Origin of the sequence: Trebonia sp. (assembly GCF_030042015.1) — a bacterium.
Lineage (GTDB): Bacteria > Actinomycetota > Actinomycetes > Streptosporangiales > Streptosporangiaceae > Trebonia.
Genome location: NZ_JASIAL010000247.1, coordinates 1 through 14,381 on the forward strand (window position 1 = coordinate 1; position 14,381 = coordinate 14,381).

Below are 14,381 nucleotides of genomic sequence, written 5' to 3' on the forward strand. Positions count from 1 at the left end.
CGGGCGGCACGCGGCCGCGAGCCCGCGGCGGATGCGCGTGCGGGACCCCGGCTAGCAGCGAACCAGGGCGCTTACCGACGACGCCTGCCGACATCTGGACGGCGCGCCGCCCCGTGCCGATGAGGCCGCTAAGCACGTTCCCGGGCACGCGCGCACAGCGGCGCGCCGCGCCGGCACCCCCGGCGCCGGCGCGCCGCTCTCGTCAGAATGTCCGTACGGCGCGTATTATGCGGCGGCGGAGGGTAGCCTTCCTGCTGCCGTCGGCGTAGAGCCGGAGCCTGGCCAGTTCCCAGGACCCGTACTCCGCATGGTCCGCGAGTATGCGCCGCGCGGCGTCTCGTGACGTTCCGCGCGGCAAGTACAAGACGAGGTAGTCATACTCGGCCATTGCCTCTTATTGTGCTCCAGCGAACGGGCTGTGCAAGCCGGTCCCTGGCAACCGCCCGGCAGGGACCGGGAACAGTCTGGGCGGTATCAAGGGTTGCAAGGATGACGGCGGGGACGGGCATTTCGTGGCCGCGCCGCGTATGGTACTTGCGGCGAGCGTCGCGCGGGACACGCGGCGGGCTGCCGCCGGGCGAGACGGGCGACACGGGCGACACGGGCGGGACTGGCCATGGCGCGGATGTGAGGTTGGATAGAGCGTGCCAGCGAGAAAGAAGGCCGCGTCCAAGGCTGCGGCCTCGGACAACGGAACGGGCACCGGGAACGGTGCTGCCCGGAATGGGCACGGCACCAGGCTGGTGATCGTGGAGTCGCCGGCGAAGGCGCGGACGATCGCCGGCTATCTCGGCCGTGGATACGTGGTCGAGTCCAGCATCGGCCACATCCGCGACATGCCCGACAAAGCGGCAGAAATACCGCAGAAATACCGTGCCGAGCCCTGGGCCCGGCTCGGGGTCGATGTCGACAACGACTTCGCCGCGCTGTACGTCGTGCCCAGCGACAAGAAGCAGCAGGTGTCCAAGCTCAAGACGCTGCTCAAGGACGCCGACGAACTCCTGCTCGCCACCGACGAGGACCGCGAGGGCGAGGCCATCGCCTGGCACTTGCTCGAGGAGCTGAAGCCGAAGGTCCCCGCCCGGCGGATGGTCTTCCACGAGATCACGCCCGAGGCGATCGCGCGTGCGGTGGCCAACCCGACCGAGCTCAACCACGGCAAGGTCGACGCCTACCAGACGCGGCGGGTGCTCGACCGGCTGTACGGGTACGAGGTCTCGCCTGTGCTGTGGAAGAAGGTCATGCCCAGGCTTTCCGCGGGCCGGGTGCAGTCCGTCGCCACCCGGCTGATCGTGGATCGCGAGCGGGAGCGGATCGCGTTCCGCTCGGCGGGCTACTGGGACCTGGAGGCCGAGTTCGCCACCGCGGAACACGGCAGGCAGCGGCTCCCTGACAGCCCGACGAGCTTCACCGCGACGCTGCAGAGCGTCGACGGCAGGCGGGTCGCCACGGGCCGCGACTTCACGCCCCAGGGCGAGCTGCGCGCCAGTGACGCGCACACCCAGCTCCTGCTCCTTGACGGCCCGGCGGCCGCGGCCCTCGCGGGCCGGCTGCAGAACGCGGACTTCACGGTCAGCGGCGTCGAGCGCAAGCCGTACCGGCGCTCGCCGTACCCGCCGTTCCGGACGACCACGCTGCAGCAGGAGGCCTCGCGCAAGCTGGGCTTCTCCGCCAAGTACACGATGAGCGTGGCGCAGCGGCTGTACGAGAACGGCTACATCACCTATATGCGCACCGACTCGATCACGCTGTCGCAGACGGCGATCGCGGCCGCGCGGCACCAGGCCCGTGAGCTGTACGGCGCGGAGTACGTGCCGGACGCGCCCCGCACGTACGCGAGCAAGGTGAAGAACGCCCAGGAGGCGCACGAGGCGATCCGCCCGGCCGGCGACCGGTTCCGCACGCCGCAGGAGGCGCAGCGGTCCGGCCTGAAGGGCGACGAGCTGCGCCTGTACGACCTCGTCTGGAAGCGCACGGTCGCCTGCCAGATGAAGGACGCCACCGGCGAGTCGGTGTCGGTCAAGGTCGCCGGGACCAGCACGGACAACGAGCGGGCGGAGTTCGCCGCCTCGGGCAAGGTCATCAACTTCTTCGGGTTCCTGAAGGCCTACGTCGAGTCCACCGACGAGGCCAACGGGGACAGGGACGACCAGGAGCGCCGCCTGCCGCAGCTGGCGGAGCACGACCCGCTCACCGTCCTTGACCTGCACGCGGCCGAGCACGCCACCAGGCCGCCTGCCCGCTACACAGAAGCGAGCCTGGTGAAGGAGCTCGAGGACAGGGAGATCGGCCGCCCAAGCACCTACGCCTCGATCATCGGCACGATCCTCGACCGCGGCTACGTGTTCAAGAAGGGCACGGCCCTGGTGCCGAGCTTCCTCGCGTTCGCGGTCGTCACGCTCCTTGAACGGCACTTCGGGCAGCTTGTCGACTACGAGTTCACCGCCCGGATGGAGGACGCGCTTGACGAGATCGCCCGCGGCGAGGCCGAGCGCGTCCCGTGGCTGCGCCGGTTCTACTTCGGCGACGGGAGCAACGGAGCCCCGGCAGGCGCCCGGGATCGTTCCGAGGAAAAAAATCGCCGCGGCTTGAAGGCGCTTGTCAGCAACATCGGGGACATCGACGCGCGCGACGTGAGCTCGTTCCCGCTGGCCGGCACCGACATCGTCGTCCGGGTCGGCAGGTACGGCCCGTACCTTGAGCGGGACGGCCAGCGCGCCAACGTGCCGCAGGACATGGCTCCCGATGAGCTGACTCCGCAGAAGGCGGAAGAGCTTTTCAGTCAGCCGAACGAACAGGTGCGACTCGGCACCGACCCCGTCACTGACCATGTGCTGGTGGCGAAGGCCGGCCGGTTCGGCCCCTACGTGACCGAACAGCTCCCTGACGACTCGCCGGACAAGCCGCGGACGGCGTCGCTGCTGAAGTCCATGACGCTGGAGACCGTGACGCTTGACGACGCGCTGCGGCTGCTCAGCCTGCCGCGTGAGCTCGGCGAGCTCGACGGCGAGCCGGTCACCGTGCAGAACGGCCGCTACGGCCCGTACGTCAAGCACGGGGCGGAGAGCCGGTCGCTGCCAAGCGAAGAGGAGATGTTCACGGTCACGCTCGCCGAGGCCAAGGACCTGCTCGCGCAGCCGAAGACCCGCGGGCGGGGGGCGCGCGCCGCCGCGCCGCCGCTGCGCGAACTCGGCGAGGACCCGGCGACCGGCAAGCCGATGCTGGTCAAGGACGGCCGGTTCGGCCCCTACGTGACCGACGGCGAGATCAACGCCTCGCTGCGCAAGGGCGACGAGGTGACGACGCTGACCGCGGCGCGCGCGGCCGAACTGCTCGCCGACCGCCGCGCCGCGCCGAAGGCCGCCGCCCCCAAAGCCGCCCCCAAAGCCGCCGCCAAGAGGACGCCGGCGAAGAAAGCGCCGGCCACACGAAAAAAGAATGAAACGCAAGGCAAGTAAAATTACGATCGCGCAGCCCTGACCAGGCATGCGGCTTTATCTCGATAGCCTTACGCCGTGAACTTCCGCGCAACGCCCCGCAGTGCCAGCCCGGGCGCCGGGCCGCCGGGCCGTCAGCCCAGGCTGACCCGCCCCGGGGACGGTGTGCTGTCTATCAGGCCGTTCCGTGCGCTGTGGATCGCGTTGTCGCTGTCAAGCCTGGGCGACTGGCTGAGCATCGTCGCGCTGATCGCCCTGGCACCGGGGCTCACCAGCGGCGGCGCCGTCGCCAAGAGCTCGGCCGTCGGCGGTGTCTGGGTGGTGACCCTGCTGCCCGCGCTGCTGCTCGGCCCGATCGCCGGCGCGCTCGCCGACCGGCTCGACCGGCGGGTGACGATGATCACGGGCGACGTGATCCGCGGCCTGCTGTTCGTGTCGATCCCGCTGTTCCCCAACCTGACCTGGATCTACATCGCGAAGTTCCTAGCCGGGGTGGCCTCGCAGTTCTGGAATCCGGCCTGCGCGGCCACCATGCCCAACCTGGTGCCGAAGGACAAGCTGGAGCGGGCCAACCAGCTCACCCAGCTGACCACGTGGGGCACCGCGCCGCTGGCGGCCGGCCTGTTCAGCGTGCTGGCCCTGGTCAGCGAGGGGCTGAGCCGGGTGACGCCGCTGTTCCACACCAACAACGTGGACCTGGCGCTGTACTTCAACGCGGCGAGCTACTTCGTCTCCGCGCTCACCGTGTACTTCCTGCGCCAGATCGGCAACAGGCAGCGCAGCGGGAAGATCTCCGTGCCGTCCACCGCCAGGGCCATCTGGGAAGGCTGGCGGTTCATCGGCAAGACGCCCGTGGTCAGCGGGCTGGTCATCGGGATGCTCGGCGCGTTCTCCGCGGCCGGCGTCGTGGTCGGGCTCGGCTACTCCTACATCACAGAGACCCTGCACGGCGGCAGCGCGGGCTGGGGCCTGGTCTTCGCCGCGATCTTCGTCGGGATGGCGGTCGGCATGGCGTTCGGCACCCGGCTGCTCGGTGACTTCAGCCGCCGGCGGCTGTTCGGCGTGACGCTGACCGCGGCGGCGGTGCCGCTCGCGCTGATCGGCCTGGTGCCCAACCTGATCTTCGTGGTGTTCGCCGTCATCCTGCTCGGCGTGCTGTCCGGGATCGCCTACCCGACCGGCTTCACGATCGTCGGGCTCGAGGTCGACGACGACACCCGCGGCCGGGTGTTCGCGTTCTTCCAGTCCACGATCCAGGTGATCCTGCTCATGGTCATCGCGATCGTCCCGTTCCTTGCCGCTGGGTTCACCGCGGCGATCAAGGCCATCACCGGATCGGCCGACGTGCGCATCGCGCACGTCACCTACGCCTCGGCGGGGCAGAACCTGGTGGTCCTGCTGGCGGCGGCGCTCACCGCGCTCGTCGGCATCAGCTCCTACCGCCGGATGGACGACCGCAAGGGCGTGCCGCTGCGCGAGGACCTGCTCGCCGCGGTCCGCGGCGAGGGGTTCAAGGCGGTGCCTGAGGCGGCCGGCGTCAACGGCCACGCGCCGGTGGTGCAGCACGGGCTGTTCCTCGCCTTCGAGGGCGGCGAGGGCGCGGGCAAGACCACGCAGGCCCGGCTGATCGCGATCTGGCTGCGCGAGCAGGGCTATGACGTGGTGACCACCCACGAGCCCGGCGCGACGAAGGTCGGGATGCGGCTGCGCGCCCTGCTGCTCGACACCGCCCACGCGGGCATGTCGGCGTACGCGGAGGCGCTGATGTACGCGGCGGACCGGGCCGAGCACGTGGCCTCGGTCATCGAGCCTGCGCTCGCCCGCGGCGCCGTCGTGATCACCGACCGCTACATCGACTCCTCGCTCGCCTACCAGGGGGCCGGCCGCGGGCTGCGCACTCCCGAGATCGCGCGGCTGAACAGCTGGGCCACCGGCGGCCGGATGCCGGACCTGACGATCCTGCTCGACATGCCGCCCGAGGCCGGCCTGGGCCGGCGCACCCGGTCGGCGGACCGGCTCGAGGCCGAGCCGCCGGAGTTCCACCGGCGGGTGCGGGCCGGGTTCCTGGCGCTGGCCCGCGCGGAACCGTCCCGCTACCTCGTCGTGGACGCCACCCGCCCGGTGGAGGAGATCAGCCGGGAGGTCAAGGACCGCATCAGGGAGATCCTGCCCGATCCGGTGCCGCACGTGGCCGAGGCGAACACCGGCTCGTTCCCCGCGATCACCGACCACCTCCCGAACAACGTCACGATCTCGATCACCGACCCGGTGCCTGACCACACGACCGACCGCTTCACGGACCGCTGGTGAGCGTCTTCGACGAGCTGGCCGGGCAGGACCGGGTGGTCGCCCAGCTGCAGCAGGGGATCGGCGGTGCGATGACGCACGCGTGGCTGTTCACCGGGCCGCCCGGCTCGGGCCGGTCCGTCGCCGCCCGGGCGTTCGCCGCCGCGCTGCTGTGCCCTGATGGCGGCTGCGGCGAGTGCCCGAGCTGCCGCCAGGTCCGCGCGGGAACGCACGCCGACCTGCTGCTCGTCCGCCCGGAGGGGCTGTCCTACGGCGTGCGGCAGACCAGGGACCTGGTGCTGCGCGCGGCGGGCGCGCCGTCCGGCGGGCGCTGGCTCGTCGTGCTCTTCGAGGACGCGGACCGGTGCACCGAACAGGCCGCCAACGCGCTGCTCAAGGCCATCGAGGAACCCGCGCCGCGGACCGTGTGGCTGCTCTGCGCGCCAAGCGCGGAGGACCTGGTCACCACGATCCGGTCCCGGTGCCGGCTGATCTCCCTGCGGGTCCCGCCGTCCGCGGCGGTGGCCGCGGTGCTGACCGAACGCGACGGGGTGGAGCCTGCCAGCGCGCTGCAGGCCGCCCGGGCGGCGCAGGGCCACATCGGCCGGGCGCGGCGGCTGGCCACCGACCCGGCCGCTGCCGCGCGCCGTGCCGCCGTGCTGGCCGTGCCCGTGCAGGCGACCTCGCTCGGCCCTGCCCTCGCGGCGGCCGCCGCCCTCGTGCGGACCGCGGAAGACGAGGCGAAGTCGGTGACCGAGCAGCTCGACGAGCCGGAGAAGGACGCGGTGCGGCAGGCGTTCGGCGAGGGATCGACAGGCAAGGGGATAGCCAAGGCGATGCGCGGCATGGCCGGCGCGCTGAAGGACCTGGAGGACCGGCAGAAGTCGCGCGCCACCCGCGTCAAGCGGGACACCCTGGACGGCGCGCTGCTCGACCTGGCCGCCTTCTATCGCGACGTGCTCATGGTCCAGCTCGGCGCCGGCGTGGAGCTGGCCAACGCCGACCACGCGGACGACCTGCGCCGGCTGGCGAGTTCGGGCAGCCCGGAGTCGACGCTGCGCCGCATCGAGGCGGTCATGCGCTGCCGGGAGCGGCTCACGCTCAACGTCGCCCCGCTGCTCGCGGTCGAGGAGATGGCGATCTCCCTCTTCCGCGGCTAGGTTCCGCGCCAATGTTCGCCGACTGCCACTAACGCAGCCGGCGGTCCACCGCTTACCCTGAATCGGTGGGCATGATGATGGCGGTGAGCTTCGAGCGGTACGGACGGCTCTATTACCTCGACCCGGGTGACTACCAGCCGAAGATCGGCGACAAGGTGCTCGTGCCCACCGATACCGGCCCAGAGGTTGCCGAATGCGTCTGGGCGCCGCAGTGGGTATCCGAGGACATCGACGGCCTGCCGGTCTGCGCCGGCCTGGCCGCCCCGGCAGACCTCGCCAGGGACGAGGAGAACCGGCGCCGCCGCGCCGAGGGCCGGCTGGCCGCACGGCGCCTCATCCGCGAGCACGAACTGCCGATGAAGGTCACCGCGGTCGATTACGTGCCGTCGGGCAACGTGTTCACCGTCTACTTCAGCGCGCCGCACCGGGTCGACTTCCGCGCGCTTGTCCGCGATCTCGCCGCCCGGCTGCGGGCGCGGGTGGAGCTGCGGCAGATCGGGCCACGCGACGAGGCGCGGCTGCAGGGCGGCATCGGCCCCTGCGGCCGTGACCTGTGCTGCGCGACGTTCCTCAAGGACTTCGAGCCGGTGTCGGTCCGGATGGCGAAAGACCAGGACCTGCCGGTGAACCCGCTGCGCATCGCGGGCGCCTGCGGGCGGCTAATGTGCTGCCTGAAGTATGAGCACCCGCTCTACCAGGACTTCAAGAAGGAAGCGCCGCGCACCGGCGCGCATGTGCACACGCCGGAAGGGCCGGGCACCGTCGTGGGGCACAACGTGCCGGCGGACTCCGTGGTCGTCAAGCTGACCGCCGACGGGCGCACCTGCGCCTGCTCCCGGGCGAGCGTCTGCGGCTCCCGCAAGGCCTACGACTCGATGTATGGAGTCCGGAAGTTACCGGCCTGATCGAAATGTTCCGGTTTTCTGCTGCCAGAACGACACGAACCGGGAACAAATCGATCGCCGGGCTGACCGCGCCGCTCGCGCTCGTGGCCGCGTTGGCGACCGGCTGCACGGCGGGCGGGGCGGCCGCCAAGCCCGCGGCCACGGCTTCGGCGACTGCAGGCACCCCGGCCACCCCGAGCGCGGCGGCCCCGTCGGCGACAGCCGCGCCGCCCACGACGCTGGCGCAGTACTACGCGCAGCGGCTGGAGTGGGTGCCGTGCGACACCTACTTCAAGTGCGCCCGGCTGCTCGTCCCGTTCGACTACGCCCGCCCGGCCTGGCGCCGGTTCTCGCTCCCGGTGGTGGAGCTGCCCGCCGCCGACCCCGCGCTGCGGATCGGGGCGCTCGTGATCAATCCCGGCGGCCCTGGCGGTTCTGGCGTCGACTACGCGCTGGGCGCCCGCAGCGGCGAGTTCACCCAGGCCATCCTCGACCGCTTCGACATCGTCGGCTTCGACCCGCGCGGCGTCGGCGGCAGCGAGCCCGCCGTGCACTGCATGAGCGGCCCGCAGCTCGACACGTACTTCGCGACCAACGACGACCCGGCCAACGCGGCGCAGCTCGCCGCCGTCGTCGCCGAGAGCAGGCTGTACGCCGCCCAGTGCGCCCGCAACGCCGCCGCGCTGCTGCCGTACGTCGGCACCGTCAACGCGGCCAGGGACATGGATGTGCTGCGCGCCGCACTAGGCGAACCCGCCCTCACATACCTGGGCAAGTCATACGGAACGGTCCTCGGCGCCTCTTATGCGCAACAGTTCCCGACCCGGGTGCGGGCCCTGGTGCTCGACGGCGCCGTCAATCCCGCGCTGACCGGCCTGCAGCTCGACGTGGCGCAGGCGCAGGGGTTCGAGTCCGCGTTCGGCCAGTTCGCGGCGTGGTGCGTGACGCAGTCGGGGTGCCCGTTCGGGCAGGCAAGCGCGGACCACCCCGCGCCCGTCTTCGCGGCGGATGTCGCCAGGGTGGCGGGCCTGCTCGCCGCGGCCAGTCAGCACCCGCTGACCAACCTGCTCGGCGACGGCCAGCCGGCCGACGGCGCCATGCTGCTCACCGGCGTCGCCGCCGCCCTGTACCTGCGGGCGGAATGGCCGCTGCTGGTCAGCGCGCTTTCCGAGGCGTTCTCCGGCGACGGGACCGTGCTCGTCGAGCTGGCGAACTTCCTGATGGAACGCAACCCCAACGGGACCTACAGCAACCTGTCCGACGCGGAGACGGCGATCGACTGCGTCGACCGGCCGTGGCCGCGGTCCCTGGCGGCGTGGCGCGCGGCCGCCGCCGCGGCGGCGAAAGCGGCGCCGCTGTTCGGCGCCGCCATCGTGTGGGGATCGCTGCCGTGCGCGTACTGGCCGGTCAAGCCGTCGGTGCTCACGGCCCGGGCGGCCGGGGCACGGCCGATCCTCGTCGTCGGCGACCTGCACGACCCGGCGACACCGTACCAGTGGGCGGTCGGGCTCGCCCGCGACCTGGCCTCCGGCGTGCTGCTCGGCTGGAACGGCGAGGGGCACACGTCGTACATGGAGGGCAGCACCTGCGTGGACGACATCGTCGACGCCTACCTGATCTCGCTGAAGACCCCGCGTTCGGGCACCGTCTGCCCGTAACGCTTTCGCCTCCCGCAGGGACTGAACGGCGCAGCTGCGTTCCAGTCAACTGTTGGTTCATGGGAGGAGCAACTCGTGAAGGTACTCAGTCGTCTGCTGCCCGTCGCCGCGGTGGCCGTCGTGGCGGCGACCATCGCCGCGCCGGCGGCGTCCGCGAGCACCAGCGCCCGCCACGGCTCTCCGGGCTATCCCGGCGGCGGCGCCGTCTTCGTGCAGACCGACAACACCGCGGGCAACGCCGTGGTCGCCTACGACCGCGCGGCCGACGGGACCCTGACGCTGGCCGGGACGTACCCGACCGGCGGGCTCGGCGGGGTGCTCGACGGCTCGGTGGTGGATCACCTGGCCTCGCAGGGATCGCTCGTCTACGACAGGCAGCACGGGCTGCTGTACGCGGTGAACGCGGGCAGCGACACCGTGTCGGTCTTCGCCGTGTCCGGCGACCGGCTGGCGCTGCGCCAGGTCGTGTGGTCGGGCGGCACGTTCCCAGTCAGCGTGACCGTGCACGGGGACTACGTGTACGTTCTGAATGCCCTCGGGAGCGGGTCCGTTTACGGTTACCGGGTGAGCGGCGGCCAGCTGTCCCCGATCCCCGGGTCTTCCCGGAGCCTCAACCTGACGCCTGTGACGGGGCCGAACCAGTACACGAACACGCCGGGGCAGGTCGCGTTCACCCCTGACGGCTCCGCGCTCATCGTCACCACCAAGGCGAACGGCAACGACATCGACGTGTTCTCCGTCGGCTGGGGCGGGCTGCTCTCGGCCTCGCCGGCGGTGAACTCCGAGCCGGGCGCCGTCCCGTTCGCGATCAGCTACGACCGGGACGGGAACGTGCTGATCGCCGAGGCCGGGCCGGACGCGCTCGCCACGTTCGCGCTGTCCGGCGGCGTGCTCACCCAGCTGCACATCGCGGACACCGGCCAGACGGCCACGTGCTGGGTGGCCCGCGCGGGCCGGTACTTCTACGTCTCGAACGCCGGCAGCGCCTCGGTCAGCGGGTACGCGGCCGGCGCGGGCGGCAGCCTGACGGCGCTCGGCAACACGACGACCGGCGCAGGGACCGTGGACGCGAGCTCCGCGGCGCACGGGCACTTCCTCTACGTGCAGACCGGCGGGGCCGGCATCGTGGACGAGTTCGCCGTGAGCCCGGGCGGTTCGCTCACCGAGATCGGCTCAGTCACCGTGGCGGGCGCCGTGGGCGGTGAGGGAATCGCGGCCGCCTGACCTGGCTGGGGGCCGGCTGCGGGGAGTTGTTCAGCGCGCTGCGCGGCCGGCCCTCCCGGTTGGCGATACGCTGCCAGCGATGGACTCAGACGAGGAGTTGCTCCGCCGGCTCCGCGCGGGCGACGAGCAGGGCTTCGTCGCTCTCGTGGAGCGTTACAACGGTTCCATGCTCCGGCTGGCCGGCGCGTTCGTGCCCAGCCACGCGGTGGCCGAGGAGGTCGTCCAGGACACGTGGCTGGCGGTGCTGCGCGGCCTGACGGGCTTCGAGGGCCGGTCCTCGCTGCGGACCTGGATGTTCACGATCCTCGTCAACCGGGCGCGCACCACCGGGATGCGGGAACAGCGGTCCGTTCCCGTCGCCGACGCCGGCCCGGTGGTGGATGCCTCGCGCTTCGGCCCGGACGGGGCATGGAGCGTGCCGCCCGAGCACTGGATCGAGGAGGCCGAGGAGCGGGTCGAGGCAGGTAAGCTCACTGGTCTGCTCCGGTCGGCGATCGACGGTCTGCCCGCCCGCCAGCGGGAGGTCGTGCTGCTGCGCGACGTCGAGGGGATGAGCAGCGCCGAAGTCTGCGGGGTGCTCTCGATCAGCGAGGCGAACCAGCGGGTGCTGCTGCACCGCGGGCGGGGCAAGCTGCGGCAGGTGCTTGAGTCCGAGCTCGGTTTCAGGGGGTCACGATGAGGCTAGCCTTGCGTCGTGACCTGGTCTGCCAGCAGGCGGTGGAGCTGGTCACCTCGTACCTGGAAGGGGCGCTGCGCGGGCCGGCCCGCCGCCGCTTCGAAAGGCACCTGGCCGGGTGCCCGCACTGCACCGAGTACCTCGCCCAGATCAGGGAGACGATCCGGCTGGCCGGCCGGGTGACGCCCGAGGACCTCACCCCGCAGATGCGGTCGGATCTCACGGACCTCTACCGCCGCTGGCGCGACGAGGGCTAGCCCGTCGGCGAGCTGCCGTCGGTGACCTGCCGTTGGCCGTTGGCCGTCGGCGTCGGGTGTCGGCGTCGGCTCAGCCGGCCGGCCGCTCAGCCGGCCGGCCGGTAAGTCGCGATGATCGCGCCGGTCGTGGTCGACGTGGCGTCCACCAGGGTCAGCGCCGCGTACGGGCCGGTCTCAGGGAACAGGCGCCGCCCTTCCCCGAGCACCAGCGGATGGATGGTGAGCAGGAATTGGTCGACCAGGCCGGCCCGCAGCAGCGACCGCACCAGTGCCCCGCTGCCGAGGATCGTCAGGTCCTGCTCCCGCCTGAGGTCGGCCACCTGCGCCTCCGCGTCGGTGAGCAGGACGGAGTTCTGCCACGGCAGCGGATCGCGCAGGGTGCGGGAGGCCACGTACTTCTGGGTGCTGTTCAGGTGCTCGGCGATGGGATCGCCCGCCCGCGGCGGCCAGACGGCGGCAAAGTCGGTGTAGGTGCGGCGCCCGAACAGCAGGGCGCCGCCGCCCTTGGCGCCCTCCGCCATCCGCCGGCCCACCGACTCGGCCATCACCTGGTCGCCGTACGGCACCGCCCACCCGCCGCGGCTGAAGCCGCCGCGGGTGTCCTCGTCGGGCCGGGCCGGTGCCTGCATCACCCCGTCGAGGGTGATGAACTCTACCGCCGTGACGGTCATTGCGGCTCCGCTTCCATGTCGTGCTTCCATGTCGTGCTTCCATGCTGTGCTAGCTGCTGCCGATTATGACGGATGGTATTGCTGTGGTTTATCGCCGCCCCTGAAAATAATTAATCGAACAAAAGATCTTGTACTATTAATTGAATATCAGTATAGATGATGATAGAATCTGAGTAGCAGCGAGCCCGTAGGGGAGGTGATCGGGATGCAGCCACCAGCAGAGCCGGCGAACGCCGCCGCGGCGATGGCGATGCTGAACGCCGCATTCGATCACCTGTCCGGTACCGACTGGGCGGCGATGGGCTGCCAGGCGCAGGCCGAGGTCCTTGCCGGGCTGACCGGGGCGCAGTCCCGGCTGACCGCGGTGCACGCGCGGGTTCTCGCCGCGTTTTCCGCTGCTGGCGGGTATGAGCCGGACGGGCACGGGTCGGCCAGGCAGTGGCTGATCGGCAAGACCGGTATTTCCAAGGGCGCGGCCAACGGCGCGATCGGCTGGGAGAGGCGGCTGGGCCGGCACGGGCAGATCGCGGCGGCGATGACGGCCGGGGCGGTGTCGGAGTCGTGGGCGAAGGAGATCGCCGGCTGGACCGATCCGCTGCCGCCCGCCGAGCGCGAGAACGCCGACCAGATACTGCTGGATGCCGCCATGGGCGGCTGCCCGCTCGAAGACCTGTCTGTCTTGGCCCGCACGATCTACGAGGCATGGAAAGCCCAGCACCCCGATAACGACGACGGCGATGGCAGCGGAGACGAAGACGGCTTCGATGACCGGTTCCTGCGGCTCGGGAGGACGTTCGGCGGCGTTGGCAAGGTCAGCGGCGACCTGACCGCCGGGTGCGCGGCGGCGCTGCAGGCCATCTTCGACGCCCTGGGCAAGCGCGCCGGCGCGGACGATTTCCGCACCGTCGAGCAGCGCCAGCACGACGCCCTCGATGAGGCGCTCCGGCGGCTGATCAAGTCCGGGCTGCTCCCGGAGTCGGCCGGCCTGGACACCATGGCCCAGGTGCTGATCCCGTTCGCCGCGCTGCGAAACTCAGCGCTTGAGGAGGCGTGGATCGCCGCCCGCGCCGGGCAGCCCGGCTGGCTGACGGGAATCGGCGCCGAGGCCGCCGCCTGCGACGCCAAGCTGGTCCCGGTAGTGGTCGGGACGGTGGACTGGCAGGCCGTGGACGCGATGGCCGGCATATGGATCGACGCGCACGGCCTCGGGCACGGCAAACCTTGCGGCTGCACCTGCGGCGGCTGCACGTGCCCGCCGCGCGGCCCGCTGTCCCCGGAGGCGAAAGCCCGGCTGCGCCGTACGCTGCTGGCGATGGCCGCCGACGCCATGTCCGGCCCGGACGGGCTGGCCGCGTACCTGCGTTCCCGCCAACTCGGCGCCCCATTCAACACGGCAAGTCTGCCGCTGGACGTGGGCTATGCCGACACCGTCCCGCCGCACATCCGCCAGGCGGTCATCCTGCGCGACAAGCACTGCCAATGGCCCGGCCGGTGCGACAAGCCCCCTGCGGCATGTCACATCCACCACCTCGTGCCCAAGTCGCAGGGCGGCAAGACCAGTGTCCGCGGTTGCATCTTGCTGTGCGCGTACCACCATGAGGTGTGCGTGCACCGGCAGGGCTGGAAACTGATCCTGCACGCCGACGGCACCACCGAGGCCATCTCCCCGCACGGCGAAATCCTGCGCAGCCACGGACCGCCGGCCAGCCAGGCGGGCTAACCGCCCCAATCCACCAGCCCACCCGGTCCAGTGCTCGGCCGCGATCACGATGACAGGCCCGGCCGGTCGCGCCTGCCGGTACTGCTCGTACCGCTCGGCGAGCATGTCCAGCTGATGCCGGATGGCGGCCGTGTCCTCGATGATGCTCGCCCGCCCGTCAACCCGGACCCACCACAGGGTGCCCCAGTCTTCGGAGTAGTGGTCGGCGAGCAACGCCACCCGCGGGTTCTCCCTGATGTTGCGCAGCCGCCGCAGGTTGGGCGTCGTCTTCGGCTTGTGGTCCACCGCGGTGTAGACGAGGTCCCCGTCGACCGCGAACGTGACAGGCACCAGATGCGGCCGCCCGTCACTCCCAGTCGTCGCGAGCCGCGCCACCCGCGCGGCGGCAAGCCGCCCCCGCGCTTCCCC

Annotated in this window: 11 protein-coding genes and 1 pseudogene; 9 read left to right on the plus strand and 3 right to left on the minus strand. The window is 71.4% G+C overall.

What is annotated here, in order from left to right; all coding sequences use genetic code 11:
• Positions 1 to 202: 202 nt before the first annotated feature.
• Positions 203 to 388, minus strand: coding sequence for a DUF5703 family protein (locus Q1N79_RS13205; protein ID WP_300608851.1), 186 nt, complete (start codon positions 386 to 388; stop codon positions 203 to 205).
• Between the two features lie 256 nt (positions 389 to 644).
• Here Q1N79_RS13205 and topA point away from each other — a divergent pair, with 256 nt between their 5' ends.
• The 8 genes from topA (at position 645) to Q1N79_RS13245 (ending at position 11,582) form a co-directional block, all read left to right on the plus strand.
• Positions 645 to 3,458 carry a type I DNA topoisomerase gene (gene topA, locus Q1N79_RS13210; RefSeq protein WP_300608853.1) on the plus strand — a complete coding sequence of 938 codons (2,814 nt, stop codon included), beginning with the start codon at positions 645 to 647 and terminating at the stop codon, positions 3,456 to 3,458.
• A gap of 57 nt (positions 3,459 to 3,515) precedes the next feature.
• Positions 3,516 to 5,747 (plus strand): dTMP kinase, encoded by a 2,232-nt coding sequence (gene tmk, locus Q1N79_RS13215; RefSeq protein ID WP_300608856.1) that lies wholly within the window; start codon positions 3,516 to 3,518, stop codon positions 5,745 to 5,747.
• On the plus strand, positions 5,744 to 6,883 hold the full coding sequence (locus tag Q1N79_RS13220) for a DNA polymerase III subunit delta' (protein WP_300608858.1): 1,140 nt from the start codon (positions 5,744 to 5,746) through the stop codon (positions 6,881 to 6,883). The genes tmk and Q1N79_RS13220 overlap by 4 nt, the downstream gene beginning before the upstream one ends.
• Positions 6,884 to 6,954: 71 nt before the next feature.
• Positions 6,955 to 7,788 (plus strand): regulatory iron-sulfur-containing complex subunit RicT, encoded by an 834-nt coding sequence (locus tag Q1N79_RS13225; RefSeq protein WP_300608872.1) that lies wholly within the window; start codon positions 6,955 to 6,957, stop codon positions 7,786 to 7,788.
• 5 nt (positions 7,789 to 7,793) lie between these two features.
• The gene (locus tag Q1N79_RS13230) at positions 7,794 to 9,425 is read left to right on the plus strand and encodes an alpha/beta hydrolase (protein WP_300608860.1); all 1,632 of its coding nucleotides are present in this window, start codon (positions 7,794 to 7,796) and stop codon (positions 9,423 to 9,425) included.
• Positions 9,426 to 9,500: 75 nt separating this feature from the next.
• A complete protein-coding gene (locus Q1N79_RS13235) occupies positions 9,501 to 10,649 on the plus strand; it encodes a hypothetical protein (RefSeq protein ID WP_300608862.1) in 1,149 nt (382 codons plus the stop codon).
• Positions 10,650 to 10,728: 79 nt separating this feature from the next.
• The gene (locus Q1N79_RS13240; RefSeq protein WP_300608864.1) at positions 10,729 to 11,328 is read left to right on the plus strand and encodes an RNA polymerase sigma factor; all 600 of its coding nucleotides are present in this window, start codon (positions 10,729 to 10,731) and stop codon (positions 11,326 to 11,328) included.
• Positions 11,325 to 11,582, plus strand: coding sequence for an anti-sigma factor (locus Q1N79_RS13245; RefSeq protein WP_300608866.1), 258 nt, complete (start codon positions 11,325 to 11,327; stop codon positions 11,580 to 11,582). Before Q1N79_RS13240 ends, Q1N79_RS13245 begins: the two co-directional genes overlap by 4 nt.
• 86 nt (positions 11,583 to 11,668) lie before the next feature.
• Here the strand turns inward: Q1N79_RS13245 and Q1N79_RS13250 are convergent, their stop codons facing one another.
• Positions 11,669 to 12,253 (minus strand): dihydrofolate reductase family protein, encoded by a 585-nt coding sequence (locus Q1N79_RS13250; protein WP_300608868.1) that lies wholly within the window; start codon positions 12,251 to 12,253, stop codon positions 11,669 to 11,671.
• Positions 12,254 to 12,458: 205 nt separating this feature from the next.
• Between Q1N79_RS13250 and Q1N79_RS13255 the strand changes: the two genes are divergently transcribed.
• Positions 12,459 to 13,973 carry an HNH endonuclease signature motif containing protein gene (locus tag Q1N79_RS13255; protein ID WP_300608870.1) on the plus strand — a complete coding sequence of 505 codons (1,515 nt, stop codon included), beginning with the start codon at positions 12,459 to 12,461 and terminating at the stop codon, positions 13,971 to 13,973.
• Positions 13,974 to 14,000: 27 nt separating this feature from the next.
• Here Q1N79_RS13255 and Q1N79_RS13260 read toward each other — a convergent pair.
• Positions 14,001 to 14,381: pseudogene (locus tag Q1N79_RS13260) on the minus strand (TIGR03668 family PPOX class F420-dependent oxidoreductase); the annotation flags it as partial.